The sequence below is a fragment of the Pseudomonas sp. L7 genome (assembly GCF_046605565.1).
GTDB classification, from domain to species: domain Bacteria; phylum Pseudomonadota; class Gammaproteobacteria; order Pseudomonadales; family Pseudomonadaceae; genus Aquipseudomonas; species Aquipseudomonas wayambapalatensis.
On the sequence record NZ_CP176784.1, the window covers coordinates 3,049,163 to 3,070,731 of the forward strand.

Sequence of the window (21,569 nt, forward strand, 5' to 3'; positions counted from 1 at the left end):
TCTTCATGCTCCTGTCCCCCAACGCCATGGGTCGCCCGTTGCGCACGGGCCTGTACCTGACCACCGGGATCATCGCCGCCTTCCTGCTGCTGCCGGTGGTGTTCATCGTCCTGCTGTCGTTCGGCTCCTCTCAGTGGCTGGTGTTCCCGCCTCCCGGCTGGACCTTCAAATGGTACGACCAGTTCTTCTCCAACCCCGAGTGGATGGACGCCGCGCTGGCCAGCCTCAAGGTTGCCGTACTGACCACCTTCGCCGCCGTGGCCCTGGGCCTGCCGACCGCCTTTGCCCTGGTACGCGGGCGCTTTCCCGGGCGCGAGCTGCTCTACGGCCTGTTCACCATGCCGATGATCGTGCCCCTGGTGATCATCGCGGTCGCGGTCTACGCGCTGTTCCTGAAGCTGGGCTACACCGGCACGCTGTTCGCCTTCGTGGTCAGCCACGTGATCGTCGCCCTGCCCTTTACCATCATCTCGATCATCAACTCGCTGAAGCTGTTCGACCAATCGATCGAGGATGCTGCGGTGATCTGCGGCGCTTCGCGGCTGCAGGCGATCGTCAAGGTGACTTTCCCGGCCATCCGCCCGGGCATGATCGCCGGCGGCCTGTTCGCCTTCCTGGTCTCGTGGGATGAGGTGGTGCTCAGCGTGATGATGGCCAGCCCCGACCTGCAGACCCTGCCGGTGAAGATGTGGACCACCCTGCGCCAGGACCTGAGCCCGGTGATCGCCGTGGCCTCGACGCTGCTGATCGGCCTGTCGATCCTGGTCATGTTCATCGCCAGCGCCCTGCGCCGTCGCAACGAAACCAACGCCTGAGTGCCGGAGACAACAATAATGAGTGCAGTCATCAAAGAAGCCGCGCACGGCAAGACCCTGGTCACCCTGCGCAACCTGAACAAGCACTACGGCGACTTCGCCGCGGTCGACAACATCAGCCTGGACATCCAGGACGGCGAATTCCTCACCTTCCTCGGCTCCAGCGGCTCGGGCAAGTCCACCACCCTGTCGATGCTGGCGGGCTTCGAGACGCCCAGCAGCGGCGAGATCCTGGTCGAAGGCCGCTCGCTGGTGAACGTGCCCCCGCACAAGCGCGACATCGGCATGGTGTTCCAGCGCTACTCGCTGTTCCCGCACCTGAGCGTGCGCGACAACATCGCCTTCCCGCTGGCCATCCGCAAGCTGGGCAGCGCCGAAATCGCCAAGCGCGTCGACGCCATGCTCAAGCTGGTGCAGTTGGAAACCTTCGCACACCGACGCCCGGCCCAGCTCTCCGGCGGCCAGCAGCAACGGGTGGCGATCGCCCGGGCGCTGGTGTACGAGCCACGCATCCTGCTGATGGACGAGCCCCTCGGTGCCCTGGACAAAAAGCTGCGCGAAGACCTGCAGGACGAGTTGCGCCAGTTGCACCGGCGCCTGGGCATCACCATCGTCTACGTCACTCATGACCAGGAAGAAGCCATGCGCCTGTCCCAGCGCATCGCTATCTTCAGCCACGGCAAGATCGTCGGCCTGGGCAGCGGTTACGACCTCTACCAGAACCCACCCAACGCCTTCGTCGCCTCGTTCCTGGGTAACTCCAACTTCCTCCGGGTCACCGCCAGCAGCCATGGCGCGGCGGCGTTCGAGGGCCAGTCGCTGGCCATTCGCCTGACCTCAGGGCTGGCCGCGGGTCAGGATGCACTGATCATGGTCCGCCCGGAAAAGGCCCTGGCGCTGAGCACCGAGCAGGCGACCCGCGAGCCGCTGCCCGCTGGCTGGAACGAGGTGAACGCCAAGGTCGGCGAAGTCTTGTTCCTTGGCGAAAGCCAGACCTGCCACGTGGTGACGGCAGGCGGTACAGAAATGACGGTCAAGGCGCTGTCGGCGGCGGGCATGCCGATGCAGCCGGGCGACACGGTCAAGGTACGCTGGGCGGTGGCCGATGCCTGCGTGTACACCGAGTGGGCCGAGAGTGACCTGAGCAAGGCTGCCGGCGCACACTGAAGGGCATCTTCGCAGCAAGCCCGCTCTCTGTAGGAGCGAGCTTGCTCGCGAAGAGAGCGACACCAACCTGCGCCATCACCCCGGCACCCGATACCGCTCGGCAAAGAACTGCCGGCCTCCAGCGGTGGCAGCCACGTCATCGTGCAGATGCAAGGTGCCGACGGGCGCCAGTTCAGCAATGCCTACTCACTGATGAGCGATCCGCAGCGCACGGCTGGTGCTGAACCTGCAAGGCACGCCACCCGGCAGCTCGGCACCGCGGCCTCACCCGCGGTGCAGTACCATGTAGACGTCCTTCCTGCGTCGACATGCCCATGACCCATCCCGCCAGCTTCCCGGATACCCCCCACGTCTGCCACGACCTGCCGCGTCGGGTGCTGTTCATGGCCTACCCGCAAATGGGCCTGCTTGACCTGACGGGCGCACAGACCGTGTTCTGGGCGGCGACCAAGGCTCGCAACGAGCGAGGACTGCCAGGCTATGAAGTGCGTACGGCAAGTCTTGGCGGCGGACTGATCACCACAGCCGAGGGCCTGGCGGTGGCCAGCGAATGCCTGCAAGTCCTGCTCGATCAAGCGTTGGACACGCTGGTAGTGCCCGGTGCTCCGCAGATGATCGGGCTGCTACCCGACCAGGGCGAGTTGATCGAAGCCCTGCGACACGCCAGCCACAAGGCACGACGCACTGCATCAGTGTGCAGCGGCACCTTCCTGCTTGCCGCAGCCGGTTTACTGCAGGGGCGTCGTGCCGCCACCCACTGGGCGATGTGCGACGACCTGCAGCGGCTGTTCCCTGAGGTGCAGGTCGATGCCGAGTCGATCTTCGTCGAACAGGAGCATTTGTGGACCTCGGCCGGCGTCAGCGCTGGCATCGACCTGGCGCTGGCCCTGGTCGAGGCCGACTGTGGCCGCGAAGTGGCCATGCAGGTGGCGCGGGAGCTGGTGGTATTTCTCAAGCGGCCCGGCGGCCAGACCCAGTTCAGCCAACTGCTCAAGGTCCAGGGCGAAGACAGCGGCGCCTTCGAAGCCTTGCACCTATGGCTCAACGACAACCTGGGCGACCCGCGCCTGAGCGTCGAACGCCTGGCGGAGCAGGCGAACATGAGCCTGCGCAACTTCACCCGGGTGTACAAGCAGAAGACCGGGCGAACTCCCGCCAAGACCCTCGAGCTGTTTCGCGTGGAAGCCGCGCGCCGCCTGCTGGAGAACTCGGCGCAGCGGATCGAGCAGATCGCCCGCCTGTGCGGCTTCGGTAACGAAGAAAGGCTGCGCCTGGCGTTTCAGCGCCACCTGCAGGTCAGCCCGCGCGACTATCGCGCCCGTTTCGCACGTAGCGTGCCCCTGGCCGAAATCCAGGGATCTTTGACCTAGGGCCTGCCCGGCAGCGCACGTAGCATCGCCGTGACAGATCGAGCCTTGCGGCTACGCCTGTCGGGCCACGGCCGTGCGCCGACGGGAAGCCTTATCATCGACTTCGGCCAGTCAGGCGAACCGCACTGCGCCGCCAGCCGTTCGAGCGACTCTTCCTGCGTCATCGCGTGCCGTGCCCGTTTCCGACAACACCCATAATTTGCGGTATCCGGAATTTTCCAGGAGCACAACGATGAAACAGATCCTGATCCTCGGCGCAGGCTTTGCCGGCCTCTGGAGCGCCCTGGGCGCTGCGCGCCAGCTCGACCTGCACGGACGCGACGACGTCCAGATCACGGTGCTCGCACCACAGGCCGAGCTGCACATCCGCCCACGCTTCTACGAGCCTGACGTTCACCAGATGGCTGCCCCGTTGCAGGCGCTGTTCGACGCAGTAAACGTGCGCTTCGTACAAGGCACGGCCCACCACATCGACGAGGCAGGCCAGCGCGTCGGCTATCGCAGCGCAGATGGCAGCGAGGCGACCCTGGCCTACGACCGGCTGATCATGGCGTGCGGCAGCATCCTCAATCGTCCGGCGCTTGCGGGTATCGAGCGGGTCTTCGATGTCGACAAGATCGACAGCGCCACACGCCTGGAAGAGCATCTCAAGTCGTTGCCTGCCCAACCCGATACACCGGCGCGCAATACCGTGGTGGTTGCCGGTGGAGGCTTTACCGGTATCGAGACGGCCACCGAACTGCCCGCACGGCTGCGCAAGATCCTCGGCGACCAGGTCAAGCATCGCGTGGTCGTGGTCGATCGCGGTGCACGAATCGGTGCTGCGCTGGGCGACGGCATCAGCCCGGCGATCGTCCAGGCATCGCAAGCGTTGGGCGTGGAGTGGATCTGCGGCGCATCAGTAACCGCAGTGGACGCCGCCGGCGTCACGCTGGACAACGGGCAGCGCATCGAGGCAAATACCGTGATCTGGACCGTCGGCTTCGTGGCCAACCCACTTACCGCACAGGTCAGCGGTGAGCACGACCGTCAGGGCCGTCTGCATGTGGACGGCACCCTCAAGGTCAAGGGTAATGCGGCGGTCTACGCGGCAGGTGACGTCGCCTATGCCGCCTGCGACGAGGTGGGCAATTTCGCGGTGATGTCGTGCCAGCACGCCATCCCGCTGGGGCGCTACGCCGGCAACAACGCCGCCGCCGAGTTGATCGGCGTGGCGCCGATGACCTACAGCCAGCCCAAGTACGTGACCTGCCTGGACCTCGGTGCGTGGGGCGCGGTGTACACCGAAGGCTGGGACCGCAAGGTCAGCCCGCCGGAAGACAAGCACGAGGCCAAGGCACTCAAGAGCCAGATCAACAGCATCTGGATCTACCCACCTGCGGCCGAACGCGCGGCCGCCCTCGCCGCAGCCGACCCCTTGATCCCTGTGGCCTGATGCAGCCCGCTGCGCGTCTGCAAGCCGCTGGCAGACGCGCAGCGGTTATAACCCCTGCGCAATACTTCACTTCCCTTGACCACTTCTCCTGCCCTAGTCTTGGCCAATCGCACCCTGATCGCATCAGGCGATCGCAATGGGATCGAAGACCATCAGGAGATTTAATCGGATGAGCAGCAGCCCCTACGTCCCACCGAAGGTCTGGAAAAACGACGCCGCAGCCGGCGGCCAGTTCGCCAGCATCAACCGCCCGATCGCCGGCCCAACCCACGACAAGAACCTGCCCGTCGGCAAGCATCCCCTGCAACTCTACTCGCTGGCCACGCCCAACGGCGTCAAGGTCACGGTCCTGCTCGAAGAGCTGCTGGCCCTGGGGCACAGCGGCGCTGAATACGACGCCTGGCTGATCCGCATTGGTGATGGCGACCAGTTCTCCAGCGGCTTCGTCGAGGTCAATCCGAATTCCAAGATCCCGGCCCTGCTCGACCGCAGTGTCGAACCGCCGATGCGGGTGTTCGAGTCCGGTTCGATCCTGCTACACCTGGCGGAAAAGTTCGGTGCCTTCCTGCCCAAGGACGCTGCGGCACGCGCCGAGACCTTGAACTGGCTGTTCTGGCAGATGGGCTCGGCGCCTTACCTGGGCGGTGGTTTCGGCCACTTCTATGTGTATGCGCCGGAGAAGATCGAGTACGCCATCAACCGCTTCACCATGGAAGCCAAGCGTCAGCTCGACGTGCTCGAGCGACGCCTGGGGGTGAGCCGTTACCTGGGTGGCGACGAGTACAGCATCGCCGACATCGCCGTATGGCCGTGGTACGGGCAGCTGGTGCGCGGCAACCTGTACGGCGCGGCCGAATTCCTGGCGGTGGACGAATATCCGCACGTGCAGCGCTGGGCCGAAGAGATCGCCCAGCGCCCGGCCGTGCAGCGCGGCACCCGGGTCAACCGCACCTGGGGCGATGAGGCCAGCCAGGTGCCGGAGCGGCATTCAGCAGCCGACCTGGATTGAGCTCGACGTCGCGGCGCCCGCTTCGCGGGCGCCCGGCTCAACGCACCAGGTGCAGGAAGTGCAGGTGCCGTTCGAAGTGGTCGAGAATGTCACCGATCACTTCGTCCTTCGACCAGCCCATCACATCGTGGTCCTGGCCACCTTCACGCAAATGTACTTCGGCACGGAAGTACTTGCGCTCCTCCCCGGCGGCATCGCTCAGGACGAAGCTGGGCATGGCATAGGCGCGTGGACGAATCTCGTAGACGAACACCTCATCGCTCGGCCCTACCTTGAGCGTCACTCGGCCACCCTCGCCTTCCTCGACACTGCATTCATACCCCTGGCGACGCCACTCCTCGGCCACCGATTGACAGGCCGGCAGCGCTACGTCAGCGATGAAGCGCTGCACATGTGAACGGCGCGGGAACATCGCCAGGGTGCGCAGACGTCGCTGCCAGTTGCCCGCAGCACGCGAAGCGGTCGGCGAGATAGCCAGCGCCTGGTAGCGCAGGTCACGCTTGGTGGCGTCGAGTTTGAGCGCCTTGAGCAGCCCGCGCATGCTCAGCAGCAACGCCAGGGTAAATGGCAGCGCACTGGCGATGGTCGCGGTCTGCAGCGCCTTGAGGCCGTCGGCCAGCAACAGTGCGATGGCGACGATGCCCATGCTCGAGGCCCAGAAGATCCTCTGGCGGATCGGTGTGCCGTCCTTGCCGCCGGAGGCCAGCATGTCCACCACCATCGCGCCGGTATCGGCCGAGGTGACGAAGAACACCACCACCATCACCACCGCCAGGGTGCTGATGATGCTGGCGAAGGGGAAATGCTCGAGGAAGGCGAACAGTGCAAGCGACGTATCCTGCTCCACCGCCGCGGCCAGGTCGGTCAACCCCTCGTCAAGGATCATGTGGATCGCTGTATTGCCGAACACCGTCATCCACAGCAGGGTGAACGCAGTCGGCACCAGCAGCACGCCGGTCACGAATTCACGGATGGTGCGCCCGCGCGAGATGCGCGCGATGAACAGCCCGACGAAGGGCGACCAGGCCAGCCACCAGCCCCAATAGAACAGCGTCCAGCCACCAATCCAGTCGGTGGGCTGGTAGGCATAGAGGTTGAGGGTACGGCTGACGATCTCGCTCAGGTAGCCGCCGGTGTTCTGCACGAAGGTCTGCAGGATCAGTACGGTGGGGCCCAGCAGCATGACCATCAGCAACAGCAGCACGGCCAGGCCCAGGTTGAGTTCGGAGAGGCGACGAATGCCCTTGTCCAGCCCGGACATCACCGAAAGGGTGGCCAGGAAGGTGGTGCCGATGATCAGCGCGATCTGGATAGGAGTGGATACCGGCACGCCGAACAGCGCATTGAGCCCGGTGTTGATCTGCGACACGCCAAAGCCCAGCGAAGTGGCGACGCCAAACACCGTGCCGATGATCGCAAAGATGTCGACCGCGTGCCCCAGGGGGCCGTGGATACGCTCGCCGATCAACGGGTAGAGTGCCGAGCGCAGAGTGAGTGGCAGGCCATGACGGTAGCTGAAGTAGGCCAGGATCAGCGCGACGATGGCGTAGATCGCCCAGGCATGCAGGCCCCAGTGGAAGAAGGTAATGCGCATCGCCTCACCGGCAGCCAGCACCGTCCCGCCCTCGCCAATGGGCGGTTTGAGAAAGTGCATGACCGGCTCGGCGACACCGAAGAACATCAGGCCGATGCCCATGCCTGCGGAGAACAGCATGGCGAACCAGGTGGCGTTGTTGTAGTCGGGGGTGCTGTGGTCGGGGCCGAGCTTGATATCGCCATAGCGGCTGACACCCAGAAACACCACGGTGCCGAGAATCAGCGCCACCCCGAGAATGTAGAACCAGCTGACATTGCCGATGATCCAGCCCTGGATATGTGCGAACAACGCCTGGGCATGGGCCTGGAACACACTGGCGTACAGCACCAGGATCAGCAGCAGGATCGCGGAAATCCAGAAAACCGGTGGATTGATGGTGGGCTTGCGAGGTTGTTCGGGCGAACTTGCCATGTACGGGTAATCTCCATCAGGGCGCTTAATGCGCACGGTTAGCTACGACAAACGGTAGACGCTGATGGTTTTGCCCGTCGTGACATATCGGATGTTTCTGAATCTTTCAGAACATGCCCCCACGCCGCACGCCCGCCTGCCGGCACATGCCGTGCTGCAAACAGGTTTTTCCCTGGTGCAAACCTGCGCCCGCGCAGGGCTTCTTGTACACTCGCCTGCATAAAATCCACCTGTACATTTTGGTGACAGCATGATCGAGGTAACCGAGGTTTCCATTGCCGAGCTGCGCAACGCGCTCGAGTCCGGCCGCACGACGGCGGTCGAACTGGTCAAGGCCTACCTGGCCCGCATCGACGCCTACGATGGAGCCGACACCGCCACCGCGCTGAACGCCGTCGTGGTGCGCAACCCCGAAGCGCTCAAGGAGGCCGAGGCCTCCGACGCCCGCCGCGCTGCCGGCACCACCCTGGGCCCGCTGGACGGCATCCCCTACACCGCCAAGGACAGCTACCTGGTCAAGGGCCTGACCGCCGCCTCCGGCAGCCCGGCATTCGAGCACCTGGTCGCCCAGCGCGATGCCTTCACCGTCGAGCGCCTGCGCGCTGGCGGCGCGATCTGCCTGGGCAAGACCAATATGCCGCCCATGGCCAACGGCGGCATGCAGCGGGGCGTCTACGGCCGCGCCGAAAGCCCGTACAACGCCGCCTACCTCACCGCGCCCTTCGCCTCCGGTTCCTCCAACGGCGCCGGTACCGCCACTGCGGCGAGCTACAGCGCCTTCGGCCTGGCCGAGGAAACCTGGTCCAGCGGTCGTGGACCTGCTTCGAACAACGGCCTGTGCGCCTACACCCCGTCGCGTGGGGTGATCTCGGTGCGCGGCAACTGGCCGCTCACGCCAACCATGGATGTGGTCGTGCCGTACGCACGGACCATGGCCGATCTGCTGGAAATTCTCGACGTGGTGGTGGCCGACGACGCCGACACCCGTGGCGACCTATGGCGCATGCAACCCTGGGTGCCGATCCCGGCAGCCTCGAGCGTGCGCCCGGCCAGTTACCTCGACCTCGCCGTCGGCGCCGGCGCGCTCAAGGGCAAGCGCTTTGCCGTACCGCGCATGTACATCAATGCCGACGCCGAGGCCGGCACGTCGGAAAAACCAGGCATCGGTGGCCCGACCGGACAGCGCATCAACACCCGCGCCAGCGTCATCGACCTCTGGGAGCAAGCCCGCAAGGCGCTGGAGGCGGCAGGCGCCGAAGTGGTGGAAACCGACTTCCCGCTGGTCTCCAACTGCGAGGGGGATCGCCCGGGCGCACCGACCGTGTACAACCGCGGCATCGTCAGCAAGGAATTCCTGCATGACGAGCTGTGGGAGTTGTCCGGCTGGGCCTTCGACGATTTCCTGCGCGCCAACGACGACCCCAAGCTCAACCGCCTGGCTGACGTCGACGGGCCGAAGATCTTCCCGCACGATCCGGGCACCCTGCCCAACCGCGAGGACGACCTGGCAGCCGGCATGGACGAATACGTCAACATGGCCAAGCGTGGCCTCAAGTCCTGGGACCAGATCGCGACTGTCCCGGATGGCCTGCGCGGCCTGGAGCAGACGCGCAAGATGGACCTGGAAGACTGGATGGACGAGCACAAGCTGGACGCAGTGCTGTTCCCCACCGTCGCCGATGTCGGCCCGGCCGATGCCGATATCAACCCGGCCTCGGCAGACATCGCCTGGAGCAACGGGATCTGGGTCGCCAATGGCAACCTGGCGATCCGTCACCTGGGTGTGCCGACAGTGACCGTGCCGATGGGCGTGATGGCCGACATCGGCATGCCGGTGGGCCTGACCTTCGCTGGGCGAGCCTATGACGACAATGCCCTGCTGCGCTTTGCCGCAGGTTTCGAAGCCACTGGCTCGCGCCGGGTGATTCCACCGCGCACTCCGGCGCTAGGTTAAAGGCCCGAAGGCAATCCACACTCGCCAGATTCAACTATTTGTGTAAAATTCAACACACTTAAGAATCTGGCGATTCCCCATGCCCTCGCTTCCCCTCCAGCAAGAACGCCATCTCACCCTCACCGTTCTCAAGGCGGCACTTCAGGCCTTGGGCAGCGTTGCGCCGCGCAACCTGGAAATCCTCCTGCACGACCTGGACAATCCCGAGCACTCGGTGATCGCCATCGTCAACGGCCATCTTTCGGGCCGTCGGGTGGGCAGCCCGATCCTCGCCGCACCAGAACAGGACCAAGGCTTCAAGGCACTGATGCACGCCGGCCGTACTCAGGACGGCTGCGAGCCGGTGGTGCTGCCGGACTACCCCACCACCCTCAAGGGACGCACGCTGCGCAGTGCCACGGCAATCTTTCGTGACAGCAGCGGCCACCCGTTCGCAAGCCTGTGCGTGAACACCGACATCACCGGCCTCGATGCGGCCATGGCCTTCCTCCAGCACTTTCAGCCATTCGGCGCCCTCCCAGACACATCCCCGCCCCGCGAGGCGGCCGACATGACGCTGCTGATGAGCGAGATCATTCAGGACTCGCTGCAGCGCTCGGGCCGGGGGCGGATGAACAAGCAAGCCAAGGTCGAGGCTGTGCGGGTGATGCAGGAACGCGGCTTGTTCATCGTCAAAGGTGGCGTCGAGAAGGCGGCCGACGCTCTGGGCGTGACCCGCTACACCATCTACAACTACCTGGAGCAGCTGCGCGGCGATGCCACGCCGGCTGCCCGCGAACGCTGAATGCGGAGCCCACCATGACCTTGCATGTCCAGACCCCTCTGATCGAATCCCGCCCGCTGTCACTGGCCGCCGGCCCTACCCTGTGGCTCAAGCTCGAGGCCCTGCAGCCCTCGGGCTCGTTCAAGCTGCGCGGCGTGGGCCACGCCTGCGAAGTGCACCATGCGCGTGGCGCCCGGCACTTCGTGTCGTCGTCCGGTGGCAACGCCGGCCTCGCCGTGGCCTATGCCGGGCGCAAGCTCGGCGTGCCGGTGACCGTGGTGGTGCCGGAAACCACCAGCGCGCGCGCCATCGAACTGCTGAAGCTCGAAGACGCCCAGGTCGTGGTCAAAGGTAGTTCGTGGCAAGAAGCCAACCAGCATGCGCAAAGCTTGCTGGGCGCGGGTGATGCGTTCATCCATCCGTTCGACGACCCGCTGCTGTGGACCGGACATGCCAGCATGATCGACGAAGTCGCCCAGGCTGGGCTCAAACCCGATGCCGTGGTGCTGTCGGTCGGCGGCGGCGGTTTGCTCAGTGGCGTGGTCGAAGGGCTCAAGCGCAATGGCTGGCACGACGTGCCCGTTCTGGCGGTGGAAACCGAAGGCGCCGCATCACTGCATGCCGCCATCACCGCGGGCCATCCGGTGGAACTGCCGGCCATCAACTCCGTGGCCACCTCGCTGGGCGCCAAGCGTGTGGCGGACCAGGCACTGGCCTGCGCGCAGCACCATCCGTTGCACAGCGAACAGGTATCCGATCGTGCAGCGCTCCAGGCCTGCGAGCGCTTTCTGCACGATCACCGGATCCTGGTAGAGCCTGCCTGCGGGGCAGCGTTGGCCCTGGCCTACGCACCTGGGCGGCTGGCGCACTACAACAAGGTGCTGATGATCGTCTGCGGTGGCGCCACCGCCACGCTGGAGCAGATTCGCGACTGGCTGGCAGCCTGAAGAAGGCCTGTGACTGCAAAACAAGGCCACTCCTGCAAGATCTGCAGGAGTGGCCGGTTCTTCAGGCGTGATTGATATCCCGGTCCTTGGTCTCAGGCAGGAAGAAGATACCCAGCACCGCAGTCATCACCGCGATGACGATCGGGTACCACAGCCCATAGTAGATATCCCCGGTGGCCGCCACCATGGCAAAGGCCACTGTCGGCAGGAAACCGCCGAACCAGCCATTGCCGATGTGGTAAGGCAGCGACATCGAGGTGTAGCGGATACGCGCCGGGAACAGCTCCACCAGCCAGGCAGCGATGGGGCCGTAGACCATGGTCACGTAGATCACCAGGATGGTCAGCAGCAACAGCACCATCGGGTAGTGGATCTTCGCCGGGTCAGCCTTTTCGGGGTAGCCGGCCTCCTTCAGTGCGCCGGTCAGGGTAGCGGTGAATGCATCGCCCTGGGCCTTGAGCTCGGCCGCCGCCAAGCCTGTGCCCTCGAAGCTTGGAATGACCCGTTCGCCGATACGCACCTGCGCCACACTGCCGGGCTCTGCACGTTCGTTTTCATAGGGGGTGGCGCGCTTGGCCAGCAGGCTCTTGGCGATATCGCAGGAACTGGTGAATTTCGCCTTGCCCACGGGATCGAACTGGAACGAGCACTGCGCCGGGTCGGCAATCACCACCACCGGGTTCTGCTCCTGGGCGACGAACACATCCGGGTTGCCGTACTCGGTCAGGCCCTTGAAGATCGGGAAGTAGGTGAGCGCGGCAATGATGCAGCCCGCCATGATGATCTTCTTGCGCCCGATACGATCAGACAGGCTGCCGAACAGGATGAAGAACGGCGTACCGATCAATAGCGAGCCTGCGATCAGCAGGTTGGCGGTCTGAGGGTCGATCTTCAGGGTCTGCAGCAAGAAGAACAGCGCATAGAATTGCCCGGTGTACCACACCACGGCCTGGCCGGCGGTGCCGCCCAGCAGCGACATGAGCACCACCTTGAGGTTATCCCAGCGCGCGAAGGATTCGGTCAGCGGCGCCTTGGACGCCTTGCCCTCGGCCTTCATCTTCAGGAACACCGGCGACTCGTTGAGCTGCATGCGGATGTACACCGAAATCACCAGCAGCAGGATCGAGATCAGGAACGGGATCCGCCAGCCCCAGGCTTCGAACGCTTCGGTGCCCATCAACGTGCGGCAGGTCAGGATCACCAGCAGCGACAGGAACAGGCCCAGTGTCGCGGTGGTCTGGATCCACGAGGTGAAAAAGCCACGCTTGCCGGGCGGCGCATGCTCAGCCACGTAGGTCGCCGCGCCACCGTACTCGCCGCCCAGCGCCAGGCCTTGCAGCAGCCGCAGGGTGATGAGAATGATCGGCGCCGCCACGCCGATGCTGGCGTAGCTGGGCAATATCCCGACCACGGCAGTGGACAGGCCCATGATGATGATGGTGATGAGGAAGGTGTGCTTGCGCCCGATCATGTCGCCGAGACGGCCGAACACGATGGCCCCGAACGGCCGCACGGCAAAGCCTGCGGCAAACGCCAGCAAGGCGAAGATAAACGAGGTGGTTTCATTGACGCCGGCGAAGAAGTGCTTGGCGATGATCGCCGCCAGCGAGCCGTAAAGGTAAAAGTCGTACCACTCGAACACGGTGCCCAGGGACGAGGCGAAGATGACCTTGCGCTCCTCCCGACTGATGCCGCGTTGGGGCGCGCTGCCCGTCGATGTGCTGTCGATTGCCGCCATGGGTTGCCTCCGTCGTGTTCTTGTCAGGCCGGAGCACCTCAAAAGAAACAGCATCGCACCCTGGCCCCGGGTCTAAGCAGGACTACGGTTGCGCGAAGCACGACAGGGCAGGCTGCCCAGAATCGCAGCAAGGTACGTTGAAGCATAATCGGGATTGCGCGGATATCCACTGAGGATTGGAGGCTGCCCGGCGATCGAAAGAATCATCCCTGCTGCTGTTGGCCGACAGGTCCTTTCAACTCGACCTGGTTGCCATCGGGGTCATTACAGTACAGCGACAGCCCCTCGCCCTCGGCGCCGTATCGCGACTCCGCAGCCTCGACCACGACCCCGGCAGCACGCAGGTAACGGGTCAACGCCTGCTCGTCGAACGGATCGATACGCAGGCAGAAGTGATGCAGGTTGCGCCCGCTCTCGCCTGCCGCAGCGCCGCCCGGGCGACCGAGCTCACCGTCCAGGCTCACCAGATCGATCATCGCGGTGCCGGTGGCCAGATGGATCATGCCCAGGTCCGGGCGCTCCTTGCTCACCCGGCAGCCGAGTACATCACGGTAAAACGCGACGCTGCGCTGAAGATCGCGCACGCGCAGCACGAGATGATCGATATGGCGAATGGCAAAGGGACGCATGTGGCAGCTCCTGGTCGCAGCTCCGAAAGTGCATCGCAGCACCATAACCGATCCCTCGCAGGCAGGACAATTCGCTATCAGGCGTTAACCATCTACAGACGCGCGCCTCCCTCCAGCTCGTCCAATGGGCGCTTCCACGAAAGGAGCACTCCATGAGCAACCTCACCAACCAACATGAAGCACAGGTCCTGCGCACCTTGCCGAACTGGAGCAAGGACCTTCATCCGAAGCACTTCAGCGCACTGCTGGACACCCAACGCAGCCCTCACCTCTACCCCAGCGGTCACGCGTATGACTGGTACTCCTCGGCACTCCCCGAAGATCAGCAGGCGCTGCGCAATGCACTCGACCAGCGCGCCAAGAGCCTGCGAGCCCTGCAAACCAGCCTCTCGGGGCTGCAGGGCATCAGCGATTTCTGTCGGCCATTGCTGCAAAAGCGCTTCGACAACGAGCTGCCGGTCAAGGTCGTGAACAAGGAGCAGTCGGTCGACGTCCTGCAGTACTACACTCAAGATTCCAAAGTCGCACAACCAACACGCGGCCAGACGGAAACGGTATACCTACCCTCAGGCCCTCCCGTGTACCGCTCCTTGCTCGCCGCTGCGCTGCACAACTTCAAGAGCGAGCTGGACACGCCCCGTTTCTCCGGTATACGTCTCGCCAAGGACGATGACCGATTCTTTCCAAGCCTTGACCTGAAGAAGTTCATCACTCTAACCCGCGATCTGGACCTGGGTCAGAAGTACCAGGAGCACCTGGCCGCCATCTATGATGGCAGTAATTCCGAGCAGATCAGCCGAGATTCGATCAGCGCACGCCAGGACGAGTTGAGGGTGCAAGCGCGCATCGCCTACCTCAAAGGCGACGTCACTTCCGACACACTCGCTGCCCTGCATACGCTCTGCACCGACCTGCCCGCCAGCAAGCAAGCGCCCTATAGCATCAAGTGCCAGTCGCTCAGTGTCTTCGGTTTTGAGCTGTACGAACTCATGCTGATTTCGATTGTGACGCCCAAGGCTACGTGCGTGGTGCTCTACCTCCCTGGGGACAGCACCGAGACGCTGAAAGAATTCAAATCAATGGCCGCCTGCCATATCCACCTGCGCACACGCCTGCTCGATCCAAAGGTCCGCCAGTCCTTCGTCGAATACACTTCGCGCGCCGTGCAGCCTGCACTCAACGGCCGATTGCGCAATGCGCTGTACAGCAACCCGACTGCAGACGACGCAGCGCTGACCGCACGGACGACGGTCAACCTGGACACGAACCTGACGACCCTGCCGTCTAGTCCGTGGAGTGAACTGGAGATACGCCATGTCAGACGTTTGAAGGCCGATGCCCGCGCGATTGTGGTACCGACCGCCGATGTCGATGCCCAAGCCCGCCTGGAGCGCCTCGAATTCTGGGGTGTCATCGGCATGGACATCCTCAACATTGCGGCCGTCTGCATACCGGGGCTCAACCCGGTCATGAGCCTGGTGATCGGTGCGCAGATGATGGGTTCGGTATTCGATGCGCTGCACGCCTGGGAAGAAAATGACAACGCCCAGGCCATCGCACACTTGAAGTCACTGGTAATCAATGCTGGATTGCTGATTGGCACAGTGGCCGGTGGCGCGGTACTGCAATCGCACTTTGTCGATTCGATGCAAAGCATTAGCGTCAATGGCCAGGAGCGGCTGTGGAGCCCGAACATGGCAGGGTATGCCAGTGACCTGGAACTCCCCTCCGAGCTCGAACCCAATACACAGGGTCAGTATGTCTACCAGGGCAAGACCTATGTCCGCCTGGGCGAAGACCTCTACGAGCAGTTCCAGGACATGGACGGCCAGTGGCACGTTCGCCACCCAAGCGACCCGAACGCCTATAGCCCTGTGCTTGAGCACAATGACGCCGGGGCCTGGCGCGTGGCGCACGAGAATCCCCTGACATGGGACCGCGAGACTCTGCTCCAGCGCCAGGGCTCCGCGGCGCGCAGCCTCAGTGCAGAGAAACGCGACACGGCGCTGCGCAGCACCGGCTTGAGCGCGGACGTTCTACGTCATCAATTGGCAGAGGATGGTCGAACACCTTCACAGTTGTTGGACGCCTTCCAGCGCTTGCGCACCAGCGAAGAGATCTCTGGCCTGACACGCAGTGTTCGCCAAGGAACACGCTTCCCGGCATACAAGAATTTCGCCCTCAATGCCCTGACCCAGTTGCCGGAATGGCCGAGCGATCACGTTCTGGAAGTCTTCAAGGGGAGCGAGCGTACAGGCGATTCCGTCACCTACCCCAGGGCCAGCAGGCCCGGCGATCATGTGGTGCAGCTCAGCAGACAGGAGCTGGAGAATGGCGAACTGGTCAGCAGTGTGCTGGCTCAGATGGATCCCGAACAAGCTGCGCGTCTTGCGCCGGTCGAAGCTGGACAGGCATCCCGGATCCAGGTCTTGCGGGAGCGCCTCGCGAACCAACTCGAAGCCAACCGCCAGTCGATCTTCGACAGCCTCCGCGCGCCTGCGGCCGAGCACAGCTCGTTGGCGGCCGAACGCTTGTCGCGGCAGTTTCCCAGCCTGCCGGGCGTGGCGGTGGATGAGATCGTCGAAAATGCCAGCCCGCAAGAGCGCGCGCGGATGAGCAGCTCTGATGGACGCGTCCCACTGCGCGTCGCCGAGGAAGCGCGCCTGATGCAAGCCCGCATTCGCCTGGATCGGGCCATCCTTGGTCTGAAACAGGCCGATCTGGCGACTGCCGATACCGCACTGCTGCGCGAGGGGCTGCAGACACAACCGCCAAAGACCGATGCCGCGCTGTTCGAGCTCGCCACCGCCGACCGAGACAAGGCCCGCCAACTGATCGGCCAGCGACCGGTCAGACCCGGCTTCCGCTCCCCTCTGCGCCTGAGCGACGGTCGGCTGGGCTATCCGCTCAGTGGCCGGGGCGTCTCCAGGGCGCGAGCAAGGCTCGCCAGGCTTTACCGAACACACAACGAAAGTCGGATCGATGACCTGATAGCACCACTAGGCACAGGTCGCGTATTGGAGAACAACATTTCTCGCCTTGAGTACGAGTGGCACACACTCACCCAGGATATCGACCGATGGGTGGACGCTTCACGAAATGCTGGTACGGAGTCCGGCGGAGTAGACGTGGCGCTGATGGACGCTTGGCGAAATCCGCAGGAGCAGGAGCTGGAAATCCACAACATTGGCAGCGAGACCCCAACGCTGCCCAAGATTTCGGCGCGCTTCTCGAATGTCCGCTCATTGCGCCTCAATCGGTTGGGGTTGAGGGCACTGAACCCCGATCTGCTTACTTGCTTCCCGGCTCTGGAAGAACTTGAAATATTCAACAGTTCGCAGCTCAGCGAATCCTCCCTGGCAACGGCGCTACGAGCGGCACCAAATCTTCGCAGACTGGTACTCAGAGACACCGGATTGACCAGGCTCAGCCCCCAGATGCAGGAAACCCTGGCCGGCCTGCCCTCTCTGCGAGAGCTCGACCTGGGGCACAATGCACTCACCCTGAGTGCTGCGAACATCGACTTCCTCGCCGCACGCCGCCTGGATACCCTCAGGCTGAACAACAACCGCATCACACTCGATGCTGCCAGTGCCGAGCGTTTCCAGGGGATGATCCACATCCAGCAATTGAACCTGCGAGCCAACCCTCTGGGCGTAGCGCCTGATGTTGGCTACATGGCTCGGCTGTCGCACCTGAACCTGTCGCGCTGCGACCTGGAGCAATGGCCACAGGGGCTGACGACCCTGATGAGCCAAAGGCAGTACCAGTTGCGCCAGCTCGACCTGTCGATGAACCGTATCCACACCCTACCCGACCTTGAAGATATCCTTGCCACGCCTTTCGCCGAGGGTATCAATAGGCGCCAGGCGGGCATGCGCTGGACCTTCAACTACAACGGACTGGAGCCAGAGGTCCGTGCCGGGCTTGCCCGCATTCAACTCGTTGTCCACGAAAACGAAGGCGTGATCGGCCTGACAGAGGCATTCATACAGACCAATGCCACGCCAGAACAACGTCTGCTCTGGGCCAATCTATTCGGAACTGGCGAAAACCAGCCACTGCTGGACAAGCTGGGCTTGTTGCTCGATTCGGCAGACACTCGCCAACAACCTGCTGCCATGCGCAATCGCGTCTGGGCAGTGCTCAAAGCAGCAGGTGAGAGTACCGAGCTGCGTGAAAGGCTCAACGATATCGCGGAACACTATCCCACCACTTGCGGTGATGCCGGCGCCGACGCATTCAGCGCACTGGAAACGGAGGTCAGCTTGCAGAAGATCAGCAACGGCGACTTCACCCTCAGTGAAAAATGGGCCTTGTTGCGCCAGCGTTACCGGCGAGAGCTGGTCAACAACCTGGCTGATCGCATTGCCCTTGCGCGCACGCTGCGTAAAGTCGGCCTGCAGCGGAGGCTGGAAAACAGTGCCGAGGACATCCCTGCGCTTGATCAGCTGGACGACCCAGATGCCATTCCGGACGATGTGTTGATCGATGGACTGGTCGACGACATAGAGATTCGCCTGGCGTTGCGCCAGGCACTCGCTGAGGATTTGGACTATCCAGAGCCGAGCGAGAACATGCTCTACAGGCCGACTGCCCACCTGTCGTACAAGGTGGAGGCCAACGTAAGCAAGGAAGTGACGCGTCTGGATACAGATCCGGCAGGGCCCCGCCAATGGATCGTCGAACAGCCCACCTGGCAGCTCAGCCTCAGGCGTGCCCATGCCTCACAGTTCGAGGCGGTCACCGAGTTCTGGCGACCCGGGCTTGATTACCTGCAGTACTGCCGCGACTTCGCTTCGCAAGTAAACGGCGAGACCGTCGAGCTCGAGCCCGTCACTTCGTTGTCGACCTCGGTCAGGAAGGCCCTGGAGAAAGCGATCGCTCAAGAGCTGCCCAGCAGTAACGGGAAACTGCAGCCGTTGCTGCTCACCGATGAACAGGACGTGGCGGCATTCAATGCGCTGCGCGATGAGCAGACGAGCGTCGAGCGCGGACTGTTCGAAAGCCTGACCCGGGAAATCGAAACCGACTGACGCTGTGAATCCTCACTGGCCGCGCAGGTCCTCGAAGTAGACGTGCCGGCCTTGTACCTGGCTGGATGCGCGAGGCAGTGCCGCTGTCTCGCCGCTGACAGCTTCCACATGCCAATAGCAGTGCCTGATCGCCCGCGTCACCCCGACGTAGGCCAGGCGTTGCGCCTCGTCTTTCTGCGCACTGTCGAACGGCTGCGCATCCCCGGTACGCCCCAACCCGGCCATGCGGTAAACCTGATTCTTGTAGGGCGAACTGGTCAGGTATTGGCAATCGCCGAGCATGAACACGGCATCGGCCTGCAGGCCCTTGGCGCTGTGATAGGTGAGCTGACGCAGACGACGCTGCTCAGGCGGCAGGCTCGAATCAGCCCTGACCACAGACTCTATATGATTTGAAATCAGCAGCTTATCGCTACTTTTTCGAAACAACATCATCACTGTCTCGCCACGCTGGTAATGCTCGATCAGGGTTTGCCCGAGTGCGGCCTCATCGCGCTCGAACACCTTGACCGGCGACAACGGCAACGCAGCAGCGCCACCACAGGCCCTGGCCTTCTTGCCGGTGATTGCCGCTGTGCCGCGCACCAGGTGTTCCGCCGCATCGATGATGTGCTGCTGACTCCGGTAGTTCTCGACCAGCATCACCCGGGTATTGGCCGGCGATGGGAAGGTCTTGCCGAACTCCATGAAGTACTTTGGTGAACTACCGCGCCAGCCGTAGATCGATTGCCAGTCATCACCCACGCACATCAACGACGAATGCGCAGCGTTGCGCCCGGCATGCATGCCTGGGCCACGCCTGCGAATCTCACGCAGCGTCGCGCGCAGCCAACTGACGATCTGTGGCGAGACATCCTGGAACTCGTCGATCATCAGATGCGCCAGCGGGCGTAGCAGCGGGTCTGGCAACAGTTGCAGGTTCTCGGGGTTGTTCTCGCCGAACAGCGCGAACATGCGGTTATAGGTCATCACCGGCGGGGACTGTCCGAGCAGGTGGGCCTCCAACGCCTTCCAGTACAGGGCCAGGGCTTCGAAGAACGGCGCATCGCTGTCGCCCGGCGCAAAGCTCATGCGAGCAACAGCACTCCCGACCTCCAGCCCCAGGTTCTCGATGAAGCTCGCCGCACCGACGAAGGCATCGAGTAATGGCGTTGGGGCCAGTTCACCCTTGACCTTGAACTCGAACCCAGGCCCCGCCACCGCATCACCCGCCAGCGACGCGGCGAGACGCTTTGCCGAAGTGTAGTTATCCAGCCAAATCAGTGGCTTATCGCAGAAAGCTTGAAACAACGTGCGCTTTACAGCCCACTCGGCACGCACCGACAGCTTGGCGTTGGCACGTTGGTACTGGGCGCTTTCCGACGGGTCGAAGCCCAGTACCACCCAGGCATCGAGCCCTTCAAGACGCCCGTGCACATGGAAGCGCTGGCCACGGATATGCACCGTTTCCCGACAGGGCTCGATGCCCTTGATCGGCCAGGCGCCCGCAGCGAACCACAAGTCTTCGATTACGTCGCACAACTCTTCGTCGCGCTGGGCCGCCAGTTGCGTTACCTGTACGCGCTTCTGCACATCAGGATGATCCGGATCGAGCGGCTTGAGCTGCAGGGACTCCTGGCGCATCGTCGCGACCAGTTCCGCAAAACGTGGACTGTCACGCAGCAGGTCGCGATAACACAGATTGAGCTGCTGGCGCTGGGCATCGTTCAGGCGCAGATCGAAAGGGTTACCTTCGCTCTCGGCTTCGCTGCCGGCAGGTACATCGTTGCCCAGGGTCTCGAATGCGCGCAGTTGAGAGAACCCCGGCAAGCTGCGCACCAGGGGCAGGATGCGCGAATGGAAGGTGCGCACCAGGTCACGGGCACGGGCCGGCGTCAGGTCGATCTGCCAGAGGGCGAAGACCTGCACCAGCCGTTTTATGAAGTCCTTGCGCGACTCACGAGTGAAGGTGACCACGGTCATGGCGTCCAACTCGAAGCCCAGATAGTGGCGCAGCAGCAGGATACGCAGCACCAGCGAAGTGGACTTGCCGGCGCCGGCCCCCGCCACCACGCAGGTAGACGGCGTATCGCTGAAGATCAGCTTCCATTGCGCGGCACTGGGTTGGGCGTCGGCAGGCAGGCGCTGGCCGACATCGGCCTTGAAGCGTTTCTTCAGCTCTGCTGTCAGCGGCAGGCGCCAGTCGTCGAACAGCTTGTCGTCCTCGCCGGGCACCGCAGCGCCGTCCGGGCGGCTGTCGCGGATCACCAGGACCTGGCGCCCCGCCTCGTACCCTTCGGCGCGGCCACGTTCATAGCCGTCACGCAAGCCATCGGCGTGCCCGCTGCGCTGGCCAGTGGCATGGCCGAGGAACCATGAGTCACGGTGCTGGGCCTGCAGACGGCTCAATCCACGCCCGAGCAGGCGAGCGGCGAAGCGGCGCAACCAAGGCAATTGCGCGGGTGGGGTCAGGTCCAGTGGCGCCGGGGGCTGCTCGAAAGACACGGTCACTCCATTGCTAGTCGAATCAGCGGAACATGTTCCACCGAACCGCTGAAAAGTGCCAGCTAATGCTTGCAGATCATAGGATTAGGCGATGAAACGCAGAAAGCACCACAACCAAAACCATCAATTTATCAGATAAAAACAAGTCGATATTTACGCTTATTTTCGATACTTGAAAGGCGCATCATGGCCCCATTCCCACTTACCGAGGACC

General features: G+C 63.5%; 13 protein-coding genes. 9 read left to right on the plus strand and 4 right to left on the minus strand.

All coding sequences use genetic code 11. From position 1 onward, the window contains the following. Window positions 1-5: 5 nt before the first annotated feature. The 5 genes from ACK3BK_RS13745 to yghU all read left to right on the plus strand — a co-directional run bounded on the left by ACK3BK_RS13745 (window position 6) and on the right by yghU (window position 5,796). Window positions 6-815, plus strand: coding sequence for an ABC transporter permease (locus ACK3BK_RS13745; protein ID WP_186664240.1), 810 nt, complete (start codon window positions 6-8; stop codon window positions 813-815). Window positions 816-833: 18 nt separating this feature from the next. Further along, window positions 834-1,982, plus strand: coding sequence for an ABC transporter ATP-binding protein (locus ACK3BK_RS13750; protein WP_186720413.1), 1,149 nt, complete (start codon window positions 834-836; stop codon window positions 1,980-1,982). 314 nt (window positions 1,983-2,296) lie between these two features. Continuing rightward, window positions 2,297-3,352 (plus strand): GlxA family transcriptional regulator, encoded by a 1,056-nt coding sequence (locus tag ACK3BK_RS13755; RefSeq protein ID WP_411382618.1) that lies wholly within the window; start codon window positions 2,297-2,299, stop codon window positions 3,350-3,352. Window positions 3,353-3,584: 232 nt separating this feature from the next. Then, window positions 3,585-4,787 (plus strand): NAD(P)/FAD-dependent oxidoreductase, encoded by a 1,203-nt coding sequence (locus tag ACK3BK_RS13760; protein WP_411382619.1) that lies wholly within the window; start codon window positions 3,585-3,587, stop codon window positions 4,785-4,787. Between the two features lie 169 nt (window positions 4,788-4,956). Then, the gene (gene yghU / locus ACK3BK_RS13765) at window positions 4,957-5,796 is read left to right on the plus strand and encodes a glutathione-dependent disulfide-bond oxidoreductase (protein WP_411382620.1); all 840 of its coding nucleotides are present in this window, start codon (window positions 4,957-4,959) and stop codon (window positions 5,794-5,796) included. A 37-nt stretch (window positions 5,797-5,833) separates the two neighbouring features. Here the strand turns inward: yghU and betT are convergent, their stop codons facing one another. After that, complete coding sequence (betT, locus tag ACK3BK_RS13770; RefSeq protein ID WP_411382621.1) at window positions 5,834-7,804, minus strand: choline BCCT transporter BetT; 1,971 nt, start codon at window positions 7,802-7,804, stop codon at window positions 5,834-5,836. Between the two features lie 250 nt (window positions 7,805-8,054). On the opposite strand from betT, the gene ACK3BK_RS13775 reads away from it, so the two are divergent. The 3 genes from ACK3BK_RS13775 (at window position 8,055) to ACK3BK_RS13785 (ending at window position 11,468) form a co-directional block, all read left to right on the plus strand. Further along, window positions 8,055-9,758: an amidase gene (locus tag ACK3BK_RS13775; protein ID WP_186664234.1), complete on the plus strand. Its 1,704-nt coding sequence runs from the start codon at window positions 8,055-8,057 to the stop codon at window positions 9,756-9,758. A gap of 79 nt (window positions 9,759-9,837) precedes the next feature. Then, window positions 9,838-10,542: a transcriptional regulator gene (locus ACK3BK_RS13780; RefSeq protein WP_186664232.1), complete on the plus strand. Its 705-nt coding sequence runs from the start codon at window positions 9,838-9,840 to the stop codon at window positions 10,540-10,542. A 14-nt stretch (window positions 10,543-10,556) separates the two neighbouring features. Beyond that, entirely contained in the window at window positions 10,557-11,468 is a 912-nt protein-coding gene (locus ACK3BK_RS13785; protein WP_411382622.1) for a pyridoxal-phosphate dependent enzyme, read from the plus strand. 61 nt (window positions 11,469-11,529) lie between these two features. Here the strand turns inward: ACK3BK_RS13785 and ACK3BK_RS13790 are convergent, their stop codons facing one another. Both ACK3BK_RS13790 and ACK3BK_RS13795 read right to left on the minus strand, forming a co-directional pair. Beyond that, window positions 11,530-13,206, minus strand: coding sequence for an MFS transporter (locus tag ACK3BK_RS13790; RefSeq protein ID WP_411382623.1), 1,677 nt, complete (start codon window positions 13,204-13,206; stop codon window positions 11,530-11,532). A 203-nt stretch (window positions 13,207-13,409) separates the two neighbouring features. Further along, window positions 13,410-13,835: a VOC family protein gene (locus tag ACK3BK_RS13795; RefSeq protein ID WP_411382624.1), complete on the minus strand. Its 426-nt coding sequence runs from the start codon at window positions 13,833-13,835 to the stop codon at window positions 13,410-13,412. Between the two features lie 425 nt (window positions 13,836-14,260). Between ACK3BK_RS13795 and ACK3BK_RS13800 the strand changes: the two genes are divergently transcribed. Then, complete coding sequence (locus tag ACK3BK_RS13800; RefSeq protein WP_411382625.1) at window positions 14,261-18,871, plus strand: NEL-type E3 ubiquitin ligase domain-containing protein; 4,611 nt, start codon at window positions 14,261-14,263, stop codon at window positions 18,869-18,871. 12 nt (window positions 18,872-18,883) lie between these two features. Here the strand turns inward: ACK3BK_RS13800 and ACK3BK_RS13805 are convergent, their stop codons facing one another. Next, entirely contained in the window at window positions 18,884-21,355 is a 2,472-nt protein-coding gene (locus tag ACK3BK_RS13805; protein WP_411382626.1) for a UvrD-helicase domain-containing protein, read from the minus strand. Window positions 21,356-21,569: the final 214 nt, after the last annotated feature.